Origin of the sequence: Microbispora sp. H10670 (assembly GCF_014161385.1) — a bacterium.
Classification (GTDB): Bacteria; Actinomycetota; Actinomycetes; order Streptosporangiales; family Streptosporangiaceae; genus Microbispora; species Microbispora triticiradicis.
On record NZ_JABBWW010000007.1, the window covers coordinates 254873 to 269912 of the forward strand.

Sequence of the window (15040 nt, forward strand, 5' to 3'; positions counted from 1 at the left end):
GACCAATGGTCCAGTTAGGAGCGCTCATGCGCGCGATCGTGATGCACAAGACCGGGGGCCCCGAGGTCCTCACGCTGGAGGAGGTGCCCACTCCGGCGCCGGGTCCGGGACAGGTGCTCGTCCGCACGGAGGCCGTGGGCGTGACCTACTACGAGACCGCCATGCGTTCGGGGCTCTTCCCCATGCCCCGTCCGCTCCCCTCGACCTTCGGCTTCGAAGCGGCGGGCGTCGTCGCCGAGGCCGGCGCAGGGGTGGACGGCGGCCTCGTCGGCCGCCGGGTCGCGATCATGAATGCGACCGGCGAAGGCACGTACGCGGAGTACGTCACGGCCGCCGCCGACGCCCTCGTTCCCGTGCCGGACTCCCTGACCTCGGCGGACGCGGTGGCGGTCGCCGTCCAGGGCGCCCTGGCGACGACCCTCCTGCGTACGGCCGGCCTCACCGGAACGGAAACGGTCCTGGCCGAGGTGGCGGGCGGGGGCGTCGGGGGCTACCTCGCGCAGCTTGCCCGGCCCATGGGCGCCGCCCGCGTCCTGGCCACGGCGGGCGGCGCCGCCAAATGTGAGCGTGCCAGGGAGCTCGGCGCCGACGACGTCTTCGACCACACCGATTCCGGCTGGACCGAGCGGCTGCGGGAGGCGGGCGGCACGGTCGACGTCGTCTTCGAGTCGCTCGGCGGCGCGTCCGCCGGGCGGGTACTCGACGCGATGACCCCGGGCACCGGGCGCATGCTGCTGTACGGCCTCCTCGGCGGCCCGCCGGCCTTCACACCGATGGACCTGCTGCAGCGCGGCCTGACCCTCGTCGGCTGCGGCGGACCGGAGGGGTGGCTCCCCCGCGTGCTGGCCGCCCGCGCGGAGGTGCTGGACCTGGCGGCCCGGGGCGGGCTGCGCCCCCAGGTCGACTCGGTGCTGCCGCTGGCCGACGCCGCCGAGGCCCACCGGCGCATCGAGGCGAGGACCGCCGTGGGCAAGGTCGTCCTCGTACCGTGAACAGCGCCGTGAACACAGCGCCGTGAACACAGCGCCAGAGCCCGGCTCACGAGGCGCGGCGGCCGGCCTGTGTGGCGGCGACGCACACGAGCACGGCCAGGGCCGCCGTGACGGTCGCGGCACCGATCTCCTCGTTCAGCAGCAGCCAGGCCCACACCAGGTTGAGCAGCGGCTGCGCGAGCTGGATCTGCCCGGCGCGGGCGATCCCGCCCCTCGCGAGCCCGGCGTACCAGGGGATGAACCCGAGGAACATCGACACCAGCGCGACGTACGCGAAGCCGGCCAGCGACTCGGCCGAGGGCGCCGCCGGCGTGGTCACCGCCAGCACGACCGTCACGGGGACGGTGACCGGGGCCGCGAGCACGAGGGCGTACGAGATGACCCGCCAGCCGGGCGTCTCCCGCGCCAGCCTGCCGCCCTCCGTGTAGCCGACGGCGGCCGACAGCAGGGCGAGCACGAGCAGCACGTCGGCCCCGGCGAGGCGGCCGGTCCCCCGCGTCAGGGTGAACACGGTGATCGACAGCGCGCCGGCCGCGCAGGCGGCCCAGAAGAGCGGCCTCGGCCGCTCCCCGGCCCGCAGCACCGCGAACACGGCCGTGGCCGCCGGGAGCAGGCCGATGACCACCGCCGAGTGGGCCGTGCTCGCCCCGCTGTTCAGCGCCAGGCCGCTGAACAGCGGGAAACCCAGCACGACGCCCAGCACGATCAGCGCGTACGGCCGCAGGTGCGCGCGGGGCGGCAGAAGAGGCGCACCGGCGGCCTTGAGGCAGATCACCGCGGCGAGCGCCGCGACCACGGCCCGCCCGACCGCGACGAGGTACGGGTCGAACCCCCGCATCGCGAACACGGTCGCCGGCAAGGACCCCGAGAACGACAGGACACCCAACCCCGCGAGCAGACTGCCCCGCCAGTTTCCCTGCCGAGTGGCCGCTATCGGCCGGACAACGATAGCGCTATCGTTATATTTCATGAATGACGATAGCAGTATCGTCCGTCTCGCCGCGATCCTCCGTACGGAGACGGAACGGTCGCGGCCGGGCGAGCGGCTGCCGCCGAGCAGGGAGATCATGCGCCGCCACGGCGTCGGCCCGGTGACCGTCTCCCGGGCCATCGCCCAGCTCGCGGCGGAGGGACGGGTGGTCACCCGGCCCGGGGCGGGGGTGTTCGTCGCCCCGGCCCGGCACACCGTCGCGGAGGCGCCCGACTCGTCCTGGCAGACGGTGGCGCTCGGCGACCGGGTCGTCGACGACTCGGCGGTGGCCGGCCTGCTGGCCCAGCCGGCCGAGGGCGTCGTGCCGCTCACCGGCGGCTACCTGAACCCCGGGCTGCGCCCGGCGCGGGCCCTGGCCGCCGCCGCGGCGAGAGCCGTACGCCGTCCGGAGACGTGGGCGATGCCGCCCGTGAACGGCCTGCCTGAGCTGCGCCGGTGGTTCGCCGCGGAGGTCGGCGGCACGGTCACCCCGAACGACGTGCTCGTCGTCAGCGGCGGCCAGTCGGCGCTCACGCACGCGTTCCGGGCGCTCGCCGCGCCGGGCTCGCCGGTCCTGGTGGAGACCCCCACCTACCCGGGCGCGCTCGCGGCGGCGCGGGCGGCCGGGCTGCGGGCCACGGCCGTGCCGCTCGACGGCGAGGGAGTACGGCCCGACCTGCTGGCGGAGGCCTTCGCCATGACCGGGGCGCGGGTGTTCTACTGCCAGCCGTCGCTGCACAACCCCACCGGCGCGACCCTCGGCCACGAGCGCAGGGAACAGGTTTTGGCCGTGGCCCGGGCCGCGGGCGCCTTCGTCGTCGAGGACGACTACGCGCGTTATCTGGCGACCGGTCCCGTCCCGCCGCCCATGGCCGCCATGGACACGCACGGGACGGTGGTGCACGTCCTGTCGCTGAGCAAGATCACCTCACCGAGCCTGCGGGTGGCGGCGCTGGTCGCGCGGGGACCCGCCGCGCACCGGCTGCGGGCCTCGCAGGTGGTGGAGTCGTTCTTCGTCGCCCGGCCGCTGCAGGAGACGGCGCTGGAGTTCCTCGCCTCCCCCGCCTGGCGCCGCCACCTCGGCGTGGTCCACCAGGAGATCGGCGTACGGCAGGCCGCGCTGCTCGCCGGGCTCGCCCGGCACGCGCCCGCCGCCGAGGTGCATCTGGTGCCCCCCGGCGGCCTGCACGTGTGGGTACGGCTCCCGCCCGGCACGGACGAGGCCGCGACGACCGAGGCAGCGCAGGCGAACGGCGTTCTGGTGAGCCCGGGACGGATCTACTACCCCGCCGAGCCTCCCGGCCCGCGGCTGCGGCTGACCCACACCGCCCCCGCCAGCCCGGCCGAACTCGACGAGGGCGTGCGCCGCCTCGCCGCCGTCCTCCCACAGTGACACGGGTGACAGGGTGACACGGACGACACCGGCGTCACCGGCCCCGGCGGTCCGGCCGGGGCTCGCGCGCGTCACGCGACAGGCGCTCGCGGCGCTCCTTGTTCCGCAGCGCCAGGTAGGCCAGGTAGCTGATGCGCATGGGATCCTCCTCGACCGGAATTGTAGACACCAGTGTAACGCTTATGGAGGTGTTGGTATTTCGCGACCTCCGACTGTCGTACAGTGGTCACGAGGGGTGATCGATCATGACGGGCCCGGCGGAGCTGCTCCGCGACTTCGTTAACACCTACGACGTCGAGGGAGACGCCGACGAGCTGGCATCGCCGGCCGACCTGTCCGTCTGGCTGCGCGAACGCGGGCTGACCGGCGACGGCGACCGGGCCTCCGACGAGGACCTCGCGGTCGCCGCCCACCTGCGCGAAGGACTGCGCGCCGCGTTGCGCCGCAACCACGACGGAGGTCCGTACGACGGGCCGGAGAGCCTGGAGGCGGCGCTGGCCGGTCTTCCGGTGCGCGTGACGCTCTCGGGGGGCGCACCCACGCTGGAGCCGGTGGCGTCCGGAGTCGCGGGCGGCCTGGCGCGGCTCGCCGCGCAGATCCCGGCGGCCCACGCCGACGGCACCTGGTCACGGCTCAAGGTCTGCGCCGAGAGCACGTGCCAGTGGGCGTTCATCGACTCCTCGAAAAACCGGTCTCGCTCCTGGTGCTCCATGCGCGTCTGCGGAAACCGCACAAAAACCCGGGCATATCGGGCACGACGCCAGGCGGACGGCACGGCGAGGCCCTCCTGACCAGTACGGTGTTACACGCTAAGAAAGGAGCCCGCCGAATGGGTGTGAGAGCTGCCCGCCTCGAGGACGTCGACGCGGTGACCAGCACCCAGATCCGGGCGTGGAGAGCGGTCTACCGCGACTTCCTGCCACCGGTCCCGCTGGAGCACATGACGGGTCCGGCGGCGGAGAAGATGTGGCGCCGCCAGTGGGAGGAGGCGATCCTCTCGCCGCCCACGCCGCGTCACCGCCTGCTCGTCGCCGTCGAGCGGGTGGTGCCCGACACCGACGCGTTCACCGCGCTCGGGCCCGGCGGGATTCTGGCGACCGCGGCGCAGCGTGCCTCCGACCGGGTCGTGGGGCTGGCTTCGCACGGACCCGCCGAGGATCCCGACCTTCATCCGGCCACGACGGCCGAGTTGATGACGCTGCTCGTCGACCCCAACCACATCAGGCGCGGGCACGGCAGCAGACTCCTCAACGCCACCGTGGACCATCTCCGCGAGGACGGCTACAGCACGGTCGTGACCTGGGTCTTCGCCGACAACCACCAGATGCTCGGCTTCCTGGAGTCGGCCGGCTGGGGCGAGGACGAGGCCGAGCGCGTGCTCGACATGGGCCGCCCGATCCGGATGATCCGCCTGACCACCGACATCAGCTGACCACTCGCGTCAACTTCGCCCGCCTCCCGCCGCCGCCCGTCCCGTCCGCCAACCCCGCTGTCGGCACTCCGCAGGGGATTGGCCAGACTGGTGACGCCTTCACCGGCTACGCAGAGGTAGGAAAAGGGAGTCACGTGGCCACCCCAGCTCAATGGTTAGCGGGCGCACGCCCCCGCACGCTGCCTGCCGCCGTCGTCCCGGTCGCCGTCGGCACCGGCGTCGCGGTCGCACAGGACGGCGCGGTCTGGTGGCGGGCCCTGCTCGCCCTGTTCGTCGCACTGGCGCTGCAGGTCGGCGTCAACTACGCGAACGACTACAGCGACGGCGTCAAGGGCACCGACAAGGACCGGGTGGGACCGCTGCGGCTGGTCGGCTCGGGCGTCGCGGCGCCGAAGCGGGTGCTCGCCGCCGCCCTGGCCTGTTTCCTCGCCGCCGCCGTCGCGGGGCTGGTGCTGGTGGTCGTCACCCGCGCCTGGTGGTTGCTGCTGGTCGGCCTCGCGTCCATCCTGGCTGCCTGGTTCTACACGGGTGGATCCCGCCCGTACGGCTACCGCGCGCTCGGCGAGCTCTCGGTCTTCGTCTTCTTCGGCCTCGTGGCCGTGGCCGGCACGACGTACGTGCAGGTGGAGCACCTGACCTGGCTGTCGCTGGCCGCGGCGGTGCCCGTGGGGCTGCTCGCCTGCGCGCTCCTCGTGGTCAACAACCTGCGCGACATCGTGACCGACGGGCCGTCCGGCAAGCGCACGCTGGCGGTGGTGCTGGGCGACACCCGGACCCGGCTGGCCTACGCGGCGGCCCTGGTGCTGCCGTTCGTGTGCGCGCTCGCCCTGGTGCCGGTGCGGCCCTTCGCCGCGCTGACCGTGCTCGCGCTCCCCCTCGTGGTGACCCCCGTCAGGACGGTCCGCTCGGGCGCGACGGGCCCCGCCCTCATCGCGACCCTGCAGCAGACCGGCCGCCTGCAACTCGTCTTCGGCGCGCTGTTCGCCCTCGGCCTGGCCCTGTTCTGACCGCCTGCGGCGGGCAGGGGACCACCCTGCCCGCCGGGTACGGCGCAGCTACAGGTCGAGGAGGTGCTCCAGGCCCACGGTGAGGCCGTCGAGGCCCCCCACCCGCCGTACGCCCAGCAGGACGCCGGGCGTGAACGAGGCGCGGCTCATCGAGTCGTGACGGATCGTGAGGGTCTCCCCCTCGCCGCCGAAGATGATCTCCTGGTGCGCGATGAGTCCCGCGAGCCGCACCGCGTGCACGTGGACGTCGTCCACGGTCGCGCCCCGGGCGCCCTCCAGCGCGGTGGAGGTCGCGTCGGGAGAGGGAGCGAGACCCGCCTCACGCCGCGCCCGCGCCACCAGTTCGGCCGTACGGCGGGCGGTGCCGGAGGGCGCGTCGGCCTTGTGCGGGTGGTGCAGCTCGACGATCTCGACCGACTCGAAGTGCTTGGCCGCCTGCGCGGCGAAGTGCATCATCAGCACGGCGGCGATGCCGAAATTGGGGGCGATGAGCGAGTTCGTCCCCGGATTGGCGGCCAGCCAGCCGCGCACGGTCTCCAGCCGCCCCTCGTCGAACCCGGTCGTGCCGACGACCGTGTGGATGCCGCGGGAGATGCACCATTCGAGGTTGTCCATGACGACGCCCGGGTGGGTGAAGTCCACCACCACCTCCGCGCCGCTCAGCGCGTCGAGCTTGTCGTCCTTGTCGACCTCCGCCACGAGCTCCAGGTCGTCGGCCGCGGTCACGGCCTTGCACACTTCCACACCCACGCGCCCTCGGGCGCCCAGAACACCGACCTTAATCACGCGCCAAGGCTATAGCGCCCGGCGGCCGTGACGGCGGAGGGGAGGCACGGACGGGAGGCACGGGCGGGGAGCGTGGATGGGAAGTGCGGCCAGGGGAAGTGCGCACGGGAACGCAGAAGGCCGCGTGCGGTGCGAGGTGCACCACACGCGGCCTCCACAGCCCGCGACGCGGGCTCGCGACAGGCTTACGACGGCCTCACGACGCGCTCAGGCGATGGCGGAGCCGAAGTCCTTGTCCGCGTACGGCCCGATGACGGCGAGCGTCAGCGGACGGTTGAGGACGTCCTGGGCGACCGCGGCGATCTCCTCGGGGGTGACCGCCTCGATGTGCCCCAGCACCTCGTCCACCGTCATGAGCCGCTCGTAGACGAGCTCGCTCTTGCCGATCCTGGACATGCGCGACCCGGTGTCCTCGAGGCCGAGCACCAGCCCGCCCCGCATCTGGCCCTTGCCGCGGGCGATCTCCTCGGGCGAGATGCCCTCGGTCAGGACCCGGCCCAGCTCGTCGCGGCAGATCTTCAGCACATCGTCGATCTTCGAGGGCAGGCAGCCCACGTAGATCCCGAACTGGCCGGTGTCGGCGTACTGGGAGGTGTAGCTGTAGGCGCTGTAGGCCAGGCCGCGCTTCTCCCGGATCTCCTGGAACAGGCGCGACGACATGCCGCCGCCGAGCGCCGCGTTCAGGACGCCGAGGGCGAAGCGCCGGTCGTCGTTGCGGGAGACCGCGGTCATGCCGAGGACCAGGTTGGCCTGCTCGGTGGGCCGGTCGAGCACCCGGACGCCGCTCCGGACGTCCACGCCGGGCCCGCCGATGCGCGGCTGCGCCGGCGCGGCGGAGCCGCCCAACGCGCCCGCCCGCTCGTAGGCCGCCGCGACCAGCGCGACCACCCGCTCGTGGTCGACGTTGCCCGCCACCGACACCACGGTGCGGGGCGGGACGTAGAACCGCTGGTAGTACTCGTGGATGCGGTCACGGGTGAGCGCGTTGATCGAGTCCTCGTTGCCGAGGATCGGACGGCCGATCGGCGTGTCGCCGTACAACTCGGTGGAGAACTGCTCGTGCACCACGTCGGAGGGATCGTCGTCGTGCATGGCGATCTCCTCCAGGATCACGCCGCGCTCCGACTCCACGTCCTCCTCGGTGACCAGCGAGGAGGTCACCACGTCGGCGAGCACGTCGATCGCCAGCGGCAGGTCCTCGTCGAGCACCCGGGCGTAGTAGCAGGTGTACTCCTTGGCGGTGAACGCGTTGATCTCACCGCCGATGCCCTCGATGGACGCCGAGATCTCCATGGCGTCCCGGGTGGGCGTGCCCTTGAAGAGCAGGTGCTCCAGGAAGTGGGTGGCCCCCATGTGCTCGGGGGCCTCGTCACGCGAGCCGATGCCCACCCACATGCCGACCGCGACACTGCGCACGGTCGGCATCGTCTCCGTCACGACCCGCAGGCCGCCGGGCAGGACGGTGCGGCGGACGACCCCCGCACCCTCCTTGCCCGGAAACAGCGTCTCGGTCGTCACGAGTTGCGCTCGTCCCGCCCACCGCGGGTGCGGCTGCGGCTGCGGCGCGGCGTCCGCGGCTGCTCCTCCTCCTGCGGCGCGGCGGCGGCCTCGGCGGCCGGGGCGCCGGTCTCCTCGGCTCCGCCGTCCTCCGCGGCGCCGTTCTCGGCACGGGCGGCCTTCTCGGCCGCCTCCTTCTCGACCACCTCGACCGGGACCAGCGAGAGCTTGCCGCGCGAGTCGATCTCGGCGATCTCGACCTGGATCTTCTCGCCGACGTTCATGACGTCCTCGACGTTCTCGATCCGCCGGCCGCCGTGCAGCTTGCGGATCTGCGAGACGTGCAGCAGGCCGTCCTTGCCCGGGAGCAGCGAGACGAACGCGCCGAACGCGGCGATCTTGACGACCGTGCCCAGGTAGCGCTCGCCGACCTCCGGCATGTGCGGGTTCGCGATGCCGTTGATCAGCGTGCGGGCGGCCTCGGCGGACGGGCCGTCGGTGGCGCCGATGTAGATCGTGCCGTCGTCCTCGATGGTGATCTCGGCGCCCGTGTCGTCCTGGATCTGGTTGATCATCTTGCCCTTGGGGCCGATGACCTCGCCGATCTTGTCGACCGGGACCTTGATCGTGATGATCCGCGGCGCGGTCGGGTTCATCTCCGCCGGGGCGTCGATGGCCTCCTGCATCACGTCGAGGATCGCCAGCCGGGCACCCCTCGCCTGCTTCAGCGCGGCGGCGAGCACGTGGGCCGGGATGCCGTCCAGCTTCGTGTCGAGCTGGAGCGCGGTGATCAGGTCCTTGGTGCCGGCGACCTTGAAGTCCATGTCGCCCATCGCGTCCTCGGCGCCGAGGATGTCGGTCAGGGTGACGAAGTTCTCGCCCTCGCCGATGAGACCCATCGCGATGCCCGCGACCATCTCCTTGAGCGGGACGCCCGCGTCGAGGAGCGCCATCGTGGAGGCGCAGACCGACCCCATCGAGGTCGAGCCGTTCGACCCGACCGCCTCCGACACCTGCCGGATCGCGTACGGGAACTCCTCGCGCGTGGGCAGCACGGGGATCAGCGCCCGCTCGGCCAGCGCGCCGTGACCGATCTCGCGGCGCTTCGGCGAGCCGACGCGGCCCGTCTCACCCGTGGAGTACGGCGGGAAGTTGTAGTTGTGCATGTAGCGCTTGGTCCGCTCGGGATTGAGCGTGTCGATCATCTGCTCCATGCGCAGCATGTTCAGCGTGGTGATGCCCAGGATCTGGGTCTCGCCGCGCTCGAACAGGGCCGAGCCGTGCACCCGCGGCACGACGTGGACCTCGGCGTTGAGCTGCCGGATGTCCTTGGGCCCGCGGCCGTCGATGCGGACGCCCTCGCTGATGACCCGCTCGCGCATGAGCTTCTTGGTCAGCGACCGGAACGCCGCGCCGATCTCCTTCTCGCGGCCCTCGAAGTCGGGCAGCAGCTTCTCGGCCGCGAGCTGCTTGACCCGGTCGATCTCCAGCTCGCGCTCCTGCTTGCCGGCGATCGTCAGCGCCGAGGCCAGCTCGCTCTTCACGGCGGCGGTCACGGCCTCCAGGGCGTCGTCCTGGTAGTCGAGGAAGATCGGATACTCGGCGGTCTCCTTGGCGGCGACCTCGGCCAGCTTGGACTGCGCGTCGCAGAGCACCTTGATGAACGGCTTGGCGGCCTCCAGGCCCTGGGCCACGACCTCCTCGGTCGGGGCGACCGCGCCCTCGGCGACCAGCTTCAGCGTGTCGCGGGTCGACTCGGCCTCGACCATCATGATCGCCACGTCGCCGTCGGCGAGCGTGCGGCCGGCGACGACCATGTCGAACGTGGCACGCTCAAGCTCGACGTGGGTCGGGAACGCCACCCACTGGCCGTCGATGAGCGCGACCCGCACGCCGCCGATCGGGCCCGAGAACGGCAGCCCGGCGAGCTGCGTCGACATGCTCGCCGCGTTGATCGCGACCACGTCGTACAGGTGGTCGGGGTGCAGAGCCATGATCGTCGCGACGACCTGGATCTCGTTGCGCAGGCCCTTGACGAACGACGGGCGCAGCGGCCGGTCGATGAGGCGGCAGGTGAGGATCGCGTCCTCCGACGGCCTGCCCTCCCGGCGGAAGAACGAGCCGGGGATGCGGCCCGCCGCGTACATCCGCTCCTCGACGTCGACGGTGAGCGGGAAGAAGTCCAGGTTCTCCTTGGGATGCTTGGACGCGGTGGTCGCGGACAGGATCATGGTCTCGTCGTCCAGGTACGCGACCGCGCTGCCGGCGGCCTGCCGGGCCAGCCGGCCGGTCTCGAACCTGATCGTACGCGTGCCGAAGGGGCCGTTGTCGATAACGGCCTCCGTGCTGTGGACACCCTCCACGGGGGACCTCCTTCTTCGGATCGGTCTCCCGCGTCTCGGTTGCCGGGCTCCCCGTTCAGGTGCAGTGCCGGTCTTCGATCGAAGCGCCCGGTCCGTCCGCACGGCTGTCGCCGTGCCGACCGGGGGCCACTACCGAGGACCGGCCCTCTCACGCCGCGGGATCGCGCTGCGGCTTGCTTGCGGACGCGGGGCACTGTGTCTCGGCTCTTCAGTTGTCTCGCTCAGGCCATTGTGGCCTGGTTATGGAAAAGGAGCGGCGAGGAATCGCCGCTCCTTCCTCACCTTATCGGCGAAGGCCCAGCCGCTCAATCAGGGAGCGGTAGCGGGTGATGTCCTTGGCCTGCAGGTACTTCAGCAGCCGGCGGCGCCGGCCGACCAGCAGGAGCAGACCACGACGGCTGTGGTGGTCGTGCTTGTGGGTCTTCAGGTGCTCGGTCAGGTCGCTGATCCGCCTGCTGAGAAGCGCGATCTGAACCTCCGGGGACCCGGTGTCACCCTCGGTGGTGCCGTACTCGCTGATGATGGTCTTGGTGGTAGCGGCGTCGAGCGACACTGCTTCTCCGTTCTGGTGAGATGGCACGCGCGACACTTCAAGCCCGCGAACGACCGTGCGTGCCTACAGTCGCCGTGACAGACAGCCGGGGTGGAGAACACCACCCGAACATGGCTGACATACAACCCTACCAGGTGCCGGCGGCACTCCGTCGCGGTGCGTCACGACGTGAACGCGCGGGCCCGTGCCGTGTCCTGGTGCATCTGCTCGATCAGCGCCTCGATCGAGTCGAACCTGAGCGTGTCGCGCAGCCGCTCGCCGAAGTCCACCGCTACGTGCGCGCCGTACAGGTCGAGGTCGTCGCGGTCCAGCGCGTACGCCTCGACCGTGCGCTCCACCCCGTCGAAGGTGGGATTGGTCCCGATCGAGATCGCTGCGGGCCAGCGCTCCCCCTCGTACGGCGAGGGGGACTGGAAGCACTCCAGCCACCCGGCGTAGACGCCCTCGGCGGGGACGGCGGTCTGCTGCGGCGACTCGACGTTGGCGGTCGGGAAGCCGAGCGCGCGGCCCCGCTGGTGGCCGCGGACCACCACGCCCTCCACCCGGTGGGGGCGGCCGAGCAGGGCCGCCGCGCCCGCGACGTCACCGGTGGAGAGCCGCTCGCGGATCCGGGTGGAGGAGATGGCCTCGCCGTCGCTGACGAGCGGCACCCCCTCGGCCGTGAAGTCGTACTTCTCCCCCAGCGTGCGCAGCGTCTCCAGGTCGCCCGCCGCCTTGTGACCGAAGCGGAAGTTCTCCCCCACCACGACACCGGCCGCGTGCAGGCGGTCGACCAGGGCGGTCTGCACGAACTCGTCCGGCGTCATGCGGGAGAACTCCAGCGTGAACGGCAGCACGCACACCGCGTCGACGCCGAGCGAGAAGAGCAGGTCGACCCGGCGGGGGGTGGTGGTGAGGCGCGGCGGCTGGTGACCCGGCCGGACGACCTCCTCCGGATGCGGGTCGAAGGTCACGGCCACCGCCGGCAGCCCGAGCTCACCGGCCATGCCGACCGTTCGCGTCACCATGCGCTGGTGACCGAGATGGACACCGTCGAACACGCCGATGGTGACGACGGACCTGCCCCAGTCCTGCGGGACCTCGTCCAGCCCGTGCCAGCTCTGCACCTCGACCTCGCTTCGCATCCATGTGCCCCGCCTCCGGCGAGGCGGCCCGGATCGCCCTCCCGGACGCCCTCGCGCGCAGTAGACAGCCTGCCATGCCCGGGCGGCCGCGCGGGAACCAGCCCCGGTCTCAGGAGACGAAGACCACCAAAGGCCGGGCCGCCCCGTCACGCTCCTCGGCCAGCGCCAGCAGCGCGCCGTCCGGCCCGAACACGCCGACCGGGCCCGGCCCGAGACCCGCCGCGCGCAGCCGCCCGCCGTGCGCGACCAGCCGCGCCTCCTCCTCCGCCACGTCCCGCCGGGGGAAGGCCGCCGCCACCGCGTCGGCCATCGGCATGATCACGCACTCGCGGGCCAGGTCCTCGATCGTGCGGGCCGACTCGATGCCGTACGGGCCGACCCGGGTGCGGCGCAGCCGGGTGAGGTGGCCGCCGACGCCGAGCGACGCGCCGAGGTCGCGGGCCAGCGCCCGGATGTAGGTGCCGCTGGAACACGTGACGACCGCGTCCAGGTCCACCGTCTCCGGGGTCCGCCTGATCTCCCCGATCCCGAAGGCGCGCACCGTGACCGGCCGGGCGGCCAGGGCGACCTCCTCCCCCGCCCGGGCCCGCTTGTAGGCCCGCTCCCCGTCCACCTTGATGGCGCTCACCTGCGGCGGCACCTGCATGATCTCGCCCGTGAGCGCGGCGACGCCCGCACGGAGGTCCTCGTCGGTCACGTGGCCGGCGGGAGTGGTGGCGGTCACCTCGCCCTCGGCGTCGTCGGTGTTGGTCGAGGCCCCGAGGCGGATCGTCGCCTCGTACACCTTCTCGGTCAGCGCGAGGTGCCCGAGGAGGCGGGTCGCCTTCTCCACGCCGATGACCAGCACGCCGGTCGCCATCGGGTCGAGCGTGCCGGCGTGGCCGACCTTGCGGGTGCCGGCGATGCCGCGCATCTTGCCCACGACGTCGTGGGACGTCCAGTCCGAGGGCTTGTCCACGATGATCAGCCCGCTCGGCGGCGGGGTCCTTCTTGTCACGGCACAGTCCTATGCGAGGTGAGGAGAGGGCGGGATGAGGAGGGGGCGCAGCGCGGCCATCGTGTCCGCCACGGCCAGCGCCGAGGAGAACCCCGCGGCCCGCGCGTGCCCGCCGCCGCCGAGGGCGGCACAGGCGCGGGCCACGTCGACCACGCCCTTGGACCGCGTCGAGACGTTCCAGCCGCCGGCGTCGTCCTCCTTGAGCACGACGGCGACCTCCGCCTCGTCGACCCGGCGCACGACGTCGATCACGCCCTCCACCTCGTCGTACGGCAGGCCCTGGGCGGCGCGGTCGGCGCGGGTCACGTAGGTCCACACCAGCCCGTGGCCGCCCGCGGCGTCCGGCTCCAGCCTGGCCCGTCCGAGCGCCGCGCCCAGCACCGGCAGGTACGCGTACGGCGACCGGTCCCACAGCTCCCTGGCGAGCTCCTCCGGGCGGAGCCCGGTCTCCAGCAGCCGGCCCGCCATGGCGTGGGCGGCCGGCGTGGTGACGGAGTGCCGGAACGAGCCGGTGTCGGTCACCAGTCCCGCGTACAGGCAGGTGGCGACGGATCGGTCCACCGGCAGCCCGAGCCGGTGGATCAGTTCCTCGGCCACCATCGTGGTGGAGGCCGCCGAAGGATCCACCAGGTGGACCGTCCCGAACCTGGTGTTCGACACGTGGTGGTCGATCACGAGCAGTTCGCCGGCCTTGCCCGCGTGCGGCGCGAGCAGGCCCAGCCGCTCCATCGTGGACGCGTCGAAAGTGATCATCAGCTCCGGCTCGGCGGGGTAGGCCGCGGGCTCCACGAGCAGGTCCTGCCCGGGCAGGAACCGCAGCAGCCGTGGCACCTCGAACACCCGGTCGCCGAAGGACGCCACGACCTTCTTCCCCGACCGCGCCAGCGCCAGCCCGAGGCCCAGCATCGAGCCCAGGGCGTCCCCGTCCGGGGAGACGTGGCAGGCCAGCGCCAGTGTGCCGGCGCCTTCGACGAGGTCGGCCGCCCGCCGCCAGTCCGGCTCGCCGATCGCGGTCGCGGTCACCGGGCGGGGCGTCCCGCGCGGTCGCTGGGCTCCTCCTCGCCCTCCTCGACCGCCTCGTCCGGCTCGGCGTCGAGGTCGTCCTCGAAGCGGTAGGGGTCGGCCTCCCCGGCGAACTGCGCGCTCTCGGCCTGCTTGGCGACCTCGGCGTCCTTGGCCCTGGCCAGCGCGAACAGGTCGTCCATGTGGCGGGCGTTGTCGGGGAGCGGGTCGTGCACGAACGAGAGGGTGGGGGTGTGCCGGAGGCCGGTCTGCCGGCCGACCTCGGAGCGGATGATGCCCTTGGCGCTCTCCAGCGCGGCGGCCGAGTCGGCCCGCTCCGCCTCAGAACCGAAGACCGTGTAGTAGACGGTCGCGTCGCTCAGGTCCGCGGTGACCCGGGTGTCGGTCACCGTCACGAACCCCAGCCGCGGATCCTTGATCCGCCGCTCCAGCATCTCCGCCACCACCTGCTGGATGCGGTCGGCCAGCTTTCTGGCACGCGCTGCGTCCATGCTCACGCTCCCTCGTATCTGTACGGCTGACGCGGGGGCCCGGCCGTCTATTCCTCGTGGTCGTTGAAGAGCCGCCGCCGCGCCGACAGCAGCTCGATCTCGGGGTGGTGGGCGACTACCCGCTCACAGGCGTCCAGCACCTCGTCGCAGTTGGCCGCCGACTCCGACACCACGGCCACGCCGATCTCGGCGCGCCGGTGCAGGTCGAGATGCCCCGCCTCGGCCACGGCGACGGCGGGGAAACGCCGCCGGATCTCGGCGATGATCGGCCGGACCACGGAGCGCTTCTGCTTCAGCGAGCGGACGTCGCCGAGCAGGACGTCAAGAGTTAGTGCACCGATGAACATGTGTGTCTCACCACGGTGAAGACGACCGACCGCCGCCCCCGCACACGTGCGGGGGCGGCGGCTCG

At 72.5% G+C, this 15040-nt stretch carries 15 protein-coding genes; 5 read left to right on the plus strand and 10 right to left on the minus strand.

The features are described 5' to 3' along the window. The first annotated feature begins 26 nt into the window (after positions 1–26). Entirely contained in the window at positions 27–992 is a 966-nt protein-coding gene (locus HHX33_RS13290; RefSeq protein ID WP_182874843.1) for a quinone oxidoreductase family protein, read from the plus strand. Between the two features lie 46 nt (positions 993–1038). Here HHX33_RS13290 and HHX33_RS13295 read toward each other — a convergent pair whose 3' ends face one another. Further along, complete coding sequence (locus HHX33_RS13295; RefSeq protein ID WP_182874844.1) at positions 1039–1962, minus strand: DMT family transporter; 924 nt, start codon at positions 1960–1962, stop codon at positions 1039–1041. Here HHX33_RS13295 and HHX33_RS13300 point away from each other — a divergent pair. The 4 genes from HHX33_RS13300 to HHX33_RS13315 all read left to right on the plus strand — a co-directional run bounded on the left by HHX33_RS13300 (position 1961) and on the right by HHX33_RS13315 (position 5794). Then, a complete protein-coding gene (locus HHX33_RS13300) occupies positions 1961–3355 on the plus strand; it encodes a PLP-dependent aminotransferase family protein (protein WP_182874845.1) in 1395 nt (464 codons plus the stop codon). The genes HHX33_RS13295 and HHX33_RS13300 overlap by 2 nt on opposite strands. A gap of 245 nt (positions 3356–3600) precedes the next feature. Further along, positions 3601–4146, plus strand: a complete 546-nt coding sequence (locus HHX33_RS13305) for a CGNR zinc finger domain-containing protein (RefSeq protein ID WP_182874846.1) — start codon at positions 3601–3603, stop codon at positions 4144–4146. 38 nt (positions 4147–4184) lie between these two features. Continuing rightward, complete coding sequence (locus HHX33_RS13310; protein ID WP_111699755.1) at positions 4185–4787, plus strand: GNAT family N-acetyltransferase; 603 nt, start codon at positions 4185–4187, stop codon at positions 4785–4787. A gap of 134 nt (positions 4788–4921) precedes the next feature. After that, the gene (locus HHX33_RS13315; RefSeq protein WP_182874847.1) at positions 4922–5794 is read left to right on the plus strand and encodes a 1,4-dihydroxy-2-naphthoate polyprenyltransferase; all 873 of its coding nucleotides are present in this window, start codon (positions 4922–4924) and stop codon (positions 5792–5794) included. Positions 5795–5842: 48 nt separating this feature from the next. On the opposite strand, the gene dapB is transcribed toward HHX33_RS13315, so the two are convergent. The 9 genes from dapB to HHX33_RS13360 all read right to left on the minus strand — a co-directional run bounded on the left by dapB (position 5843) and on the right by HHX33_RS13360 (position 14975). Then, the gene (gene dapB, locus HHX33_RS13320) at positions 5843–6580 is read right to left on the minus strand and encodes a 4-hydroxy-tetrahydrodipicolinate reductase (protein ID WP_182874848.1); all 738 of its coding nucleotides are present in this window, start codon (positions 6578–6580) and stop codon (positions 5843–5845) included. A gap of 207 nt (positions 6581–6787) precedes the next feature. Further along, positions 6788–8098: a M16 family metallopeptidase gene (locus tag HHX33_RS13325; RefSeq protein ID WP_182874849.1), complete on the minus strand. Its 1311-nt coding sequence runs from the start codon at positions 8096–8098 to the stop codon at positions 6788–6790. After that, positions 8095–10440: a polyribonucleotide nucleotidyltransferase gene (locus HHX33_RS13330; RefSeq protein WP_138461448.1), complete on the minus strand. Its 2346-nt coding sequence runs from the start codon at positions 10438–10440 to the stop codon at positions 8095–8097. Before HHX33_RS13330 ends, HHX33_RS13325 begins: the two co-directional genes overlap by 4 nt. A 283-nt stretch (positions 10441–10723) precedes the next feature. Beyond that, positions 10724–10993, minus strand: coding sequence for a 30S ribosomal protein S15 (rpsO, locus tag HHX33_RS13335; RefSeq protein ID WP_111699759.1), 270 nt, complete (start codon positions 10991–10993; stop codon positions 10724–10726). 161 nt (positions 10994–11154) lie between these two features. Next, positions 11155–12099 carry a bifunctional riboflavin kinase/FAD synthetase gene (locus HHX33_RS13340; protein ID WP_182874918.1) on the minus strand — a complete coding sequence of 315 codons (945 nt, stop codon included), beginning with the start codon at positions 12097–12099 and terminating at the stop codon, positions 11155–11157. 127 nt (positions 12100–12226) lie between these two features. Further along, on the minus strand, positions 12227–13114 hold the full coding sequence (gene truB, locus HHX33_RS13345; RefSeq protein WP_182874850.1) for a tRNA pseudouridine(55) synthase TruB: 888 nt from the start codon (positions 13112–13114) through the stop codon (positions 12227–12229). Positions 13115–13123: 9 nt separating this feature from the next. After that, a complete protein-coding gene (locus HHX33_RS13350; RefSeq protein WP_182874851.1) occupies positions 13124–14137 on the minus strand; it encodes a DHH family phosphoesterase in 1014 nt (337 codons plus the stop codon). Continuing rightward, on the minus strand, positions 14134–14628 hold the full coding sequence (gene rbfA / locus HHX33_RS13355) for a 30S ribosome-binding factor RbfA (protein ID WP_182874852.1): 495 nt from the start codon (positions 14626–14628) through the stop codon (positions 14134–14136). The genes HHX33_RS13350 and rbfA overlap by 4 nt, the downstream gene beginning before the upstream one ends. A gap of 47 nt (positions 14629–14675) precedes the next feature. Next, positions 14676–14975, minus strand: a complete 300-nt coding sequence (locus HHX33_RS13360) for a DUF503 domain-containing protein (RefSeq protein ID WP_182874853.1) — start codon at positions 14973–14975, stop codon at positions 14676–14678. Positions 14976–15040: the final 65 nt, after the last annotated feature.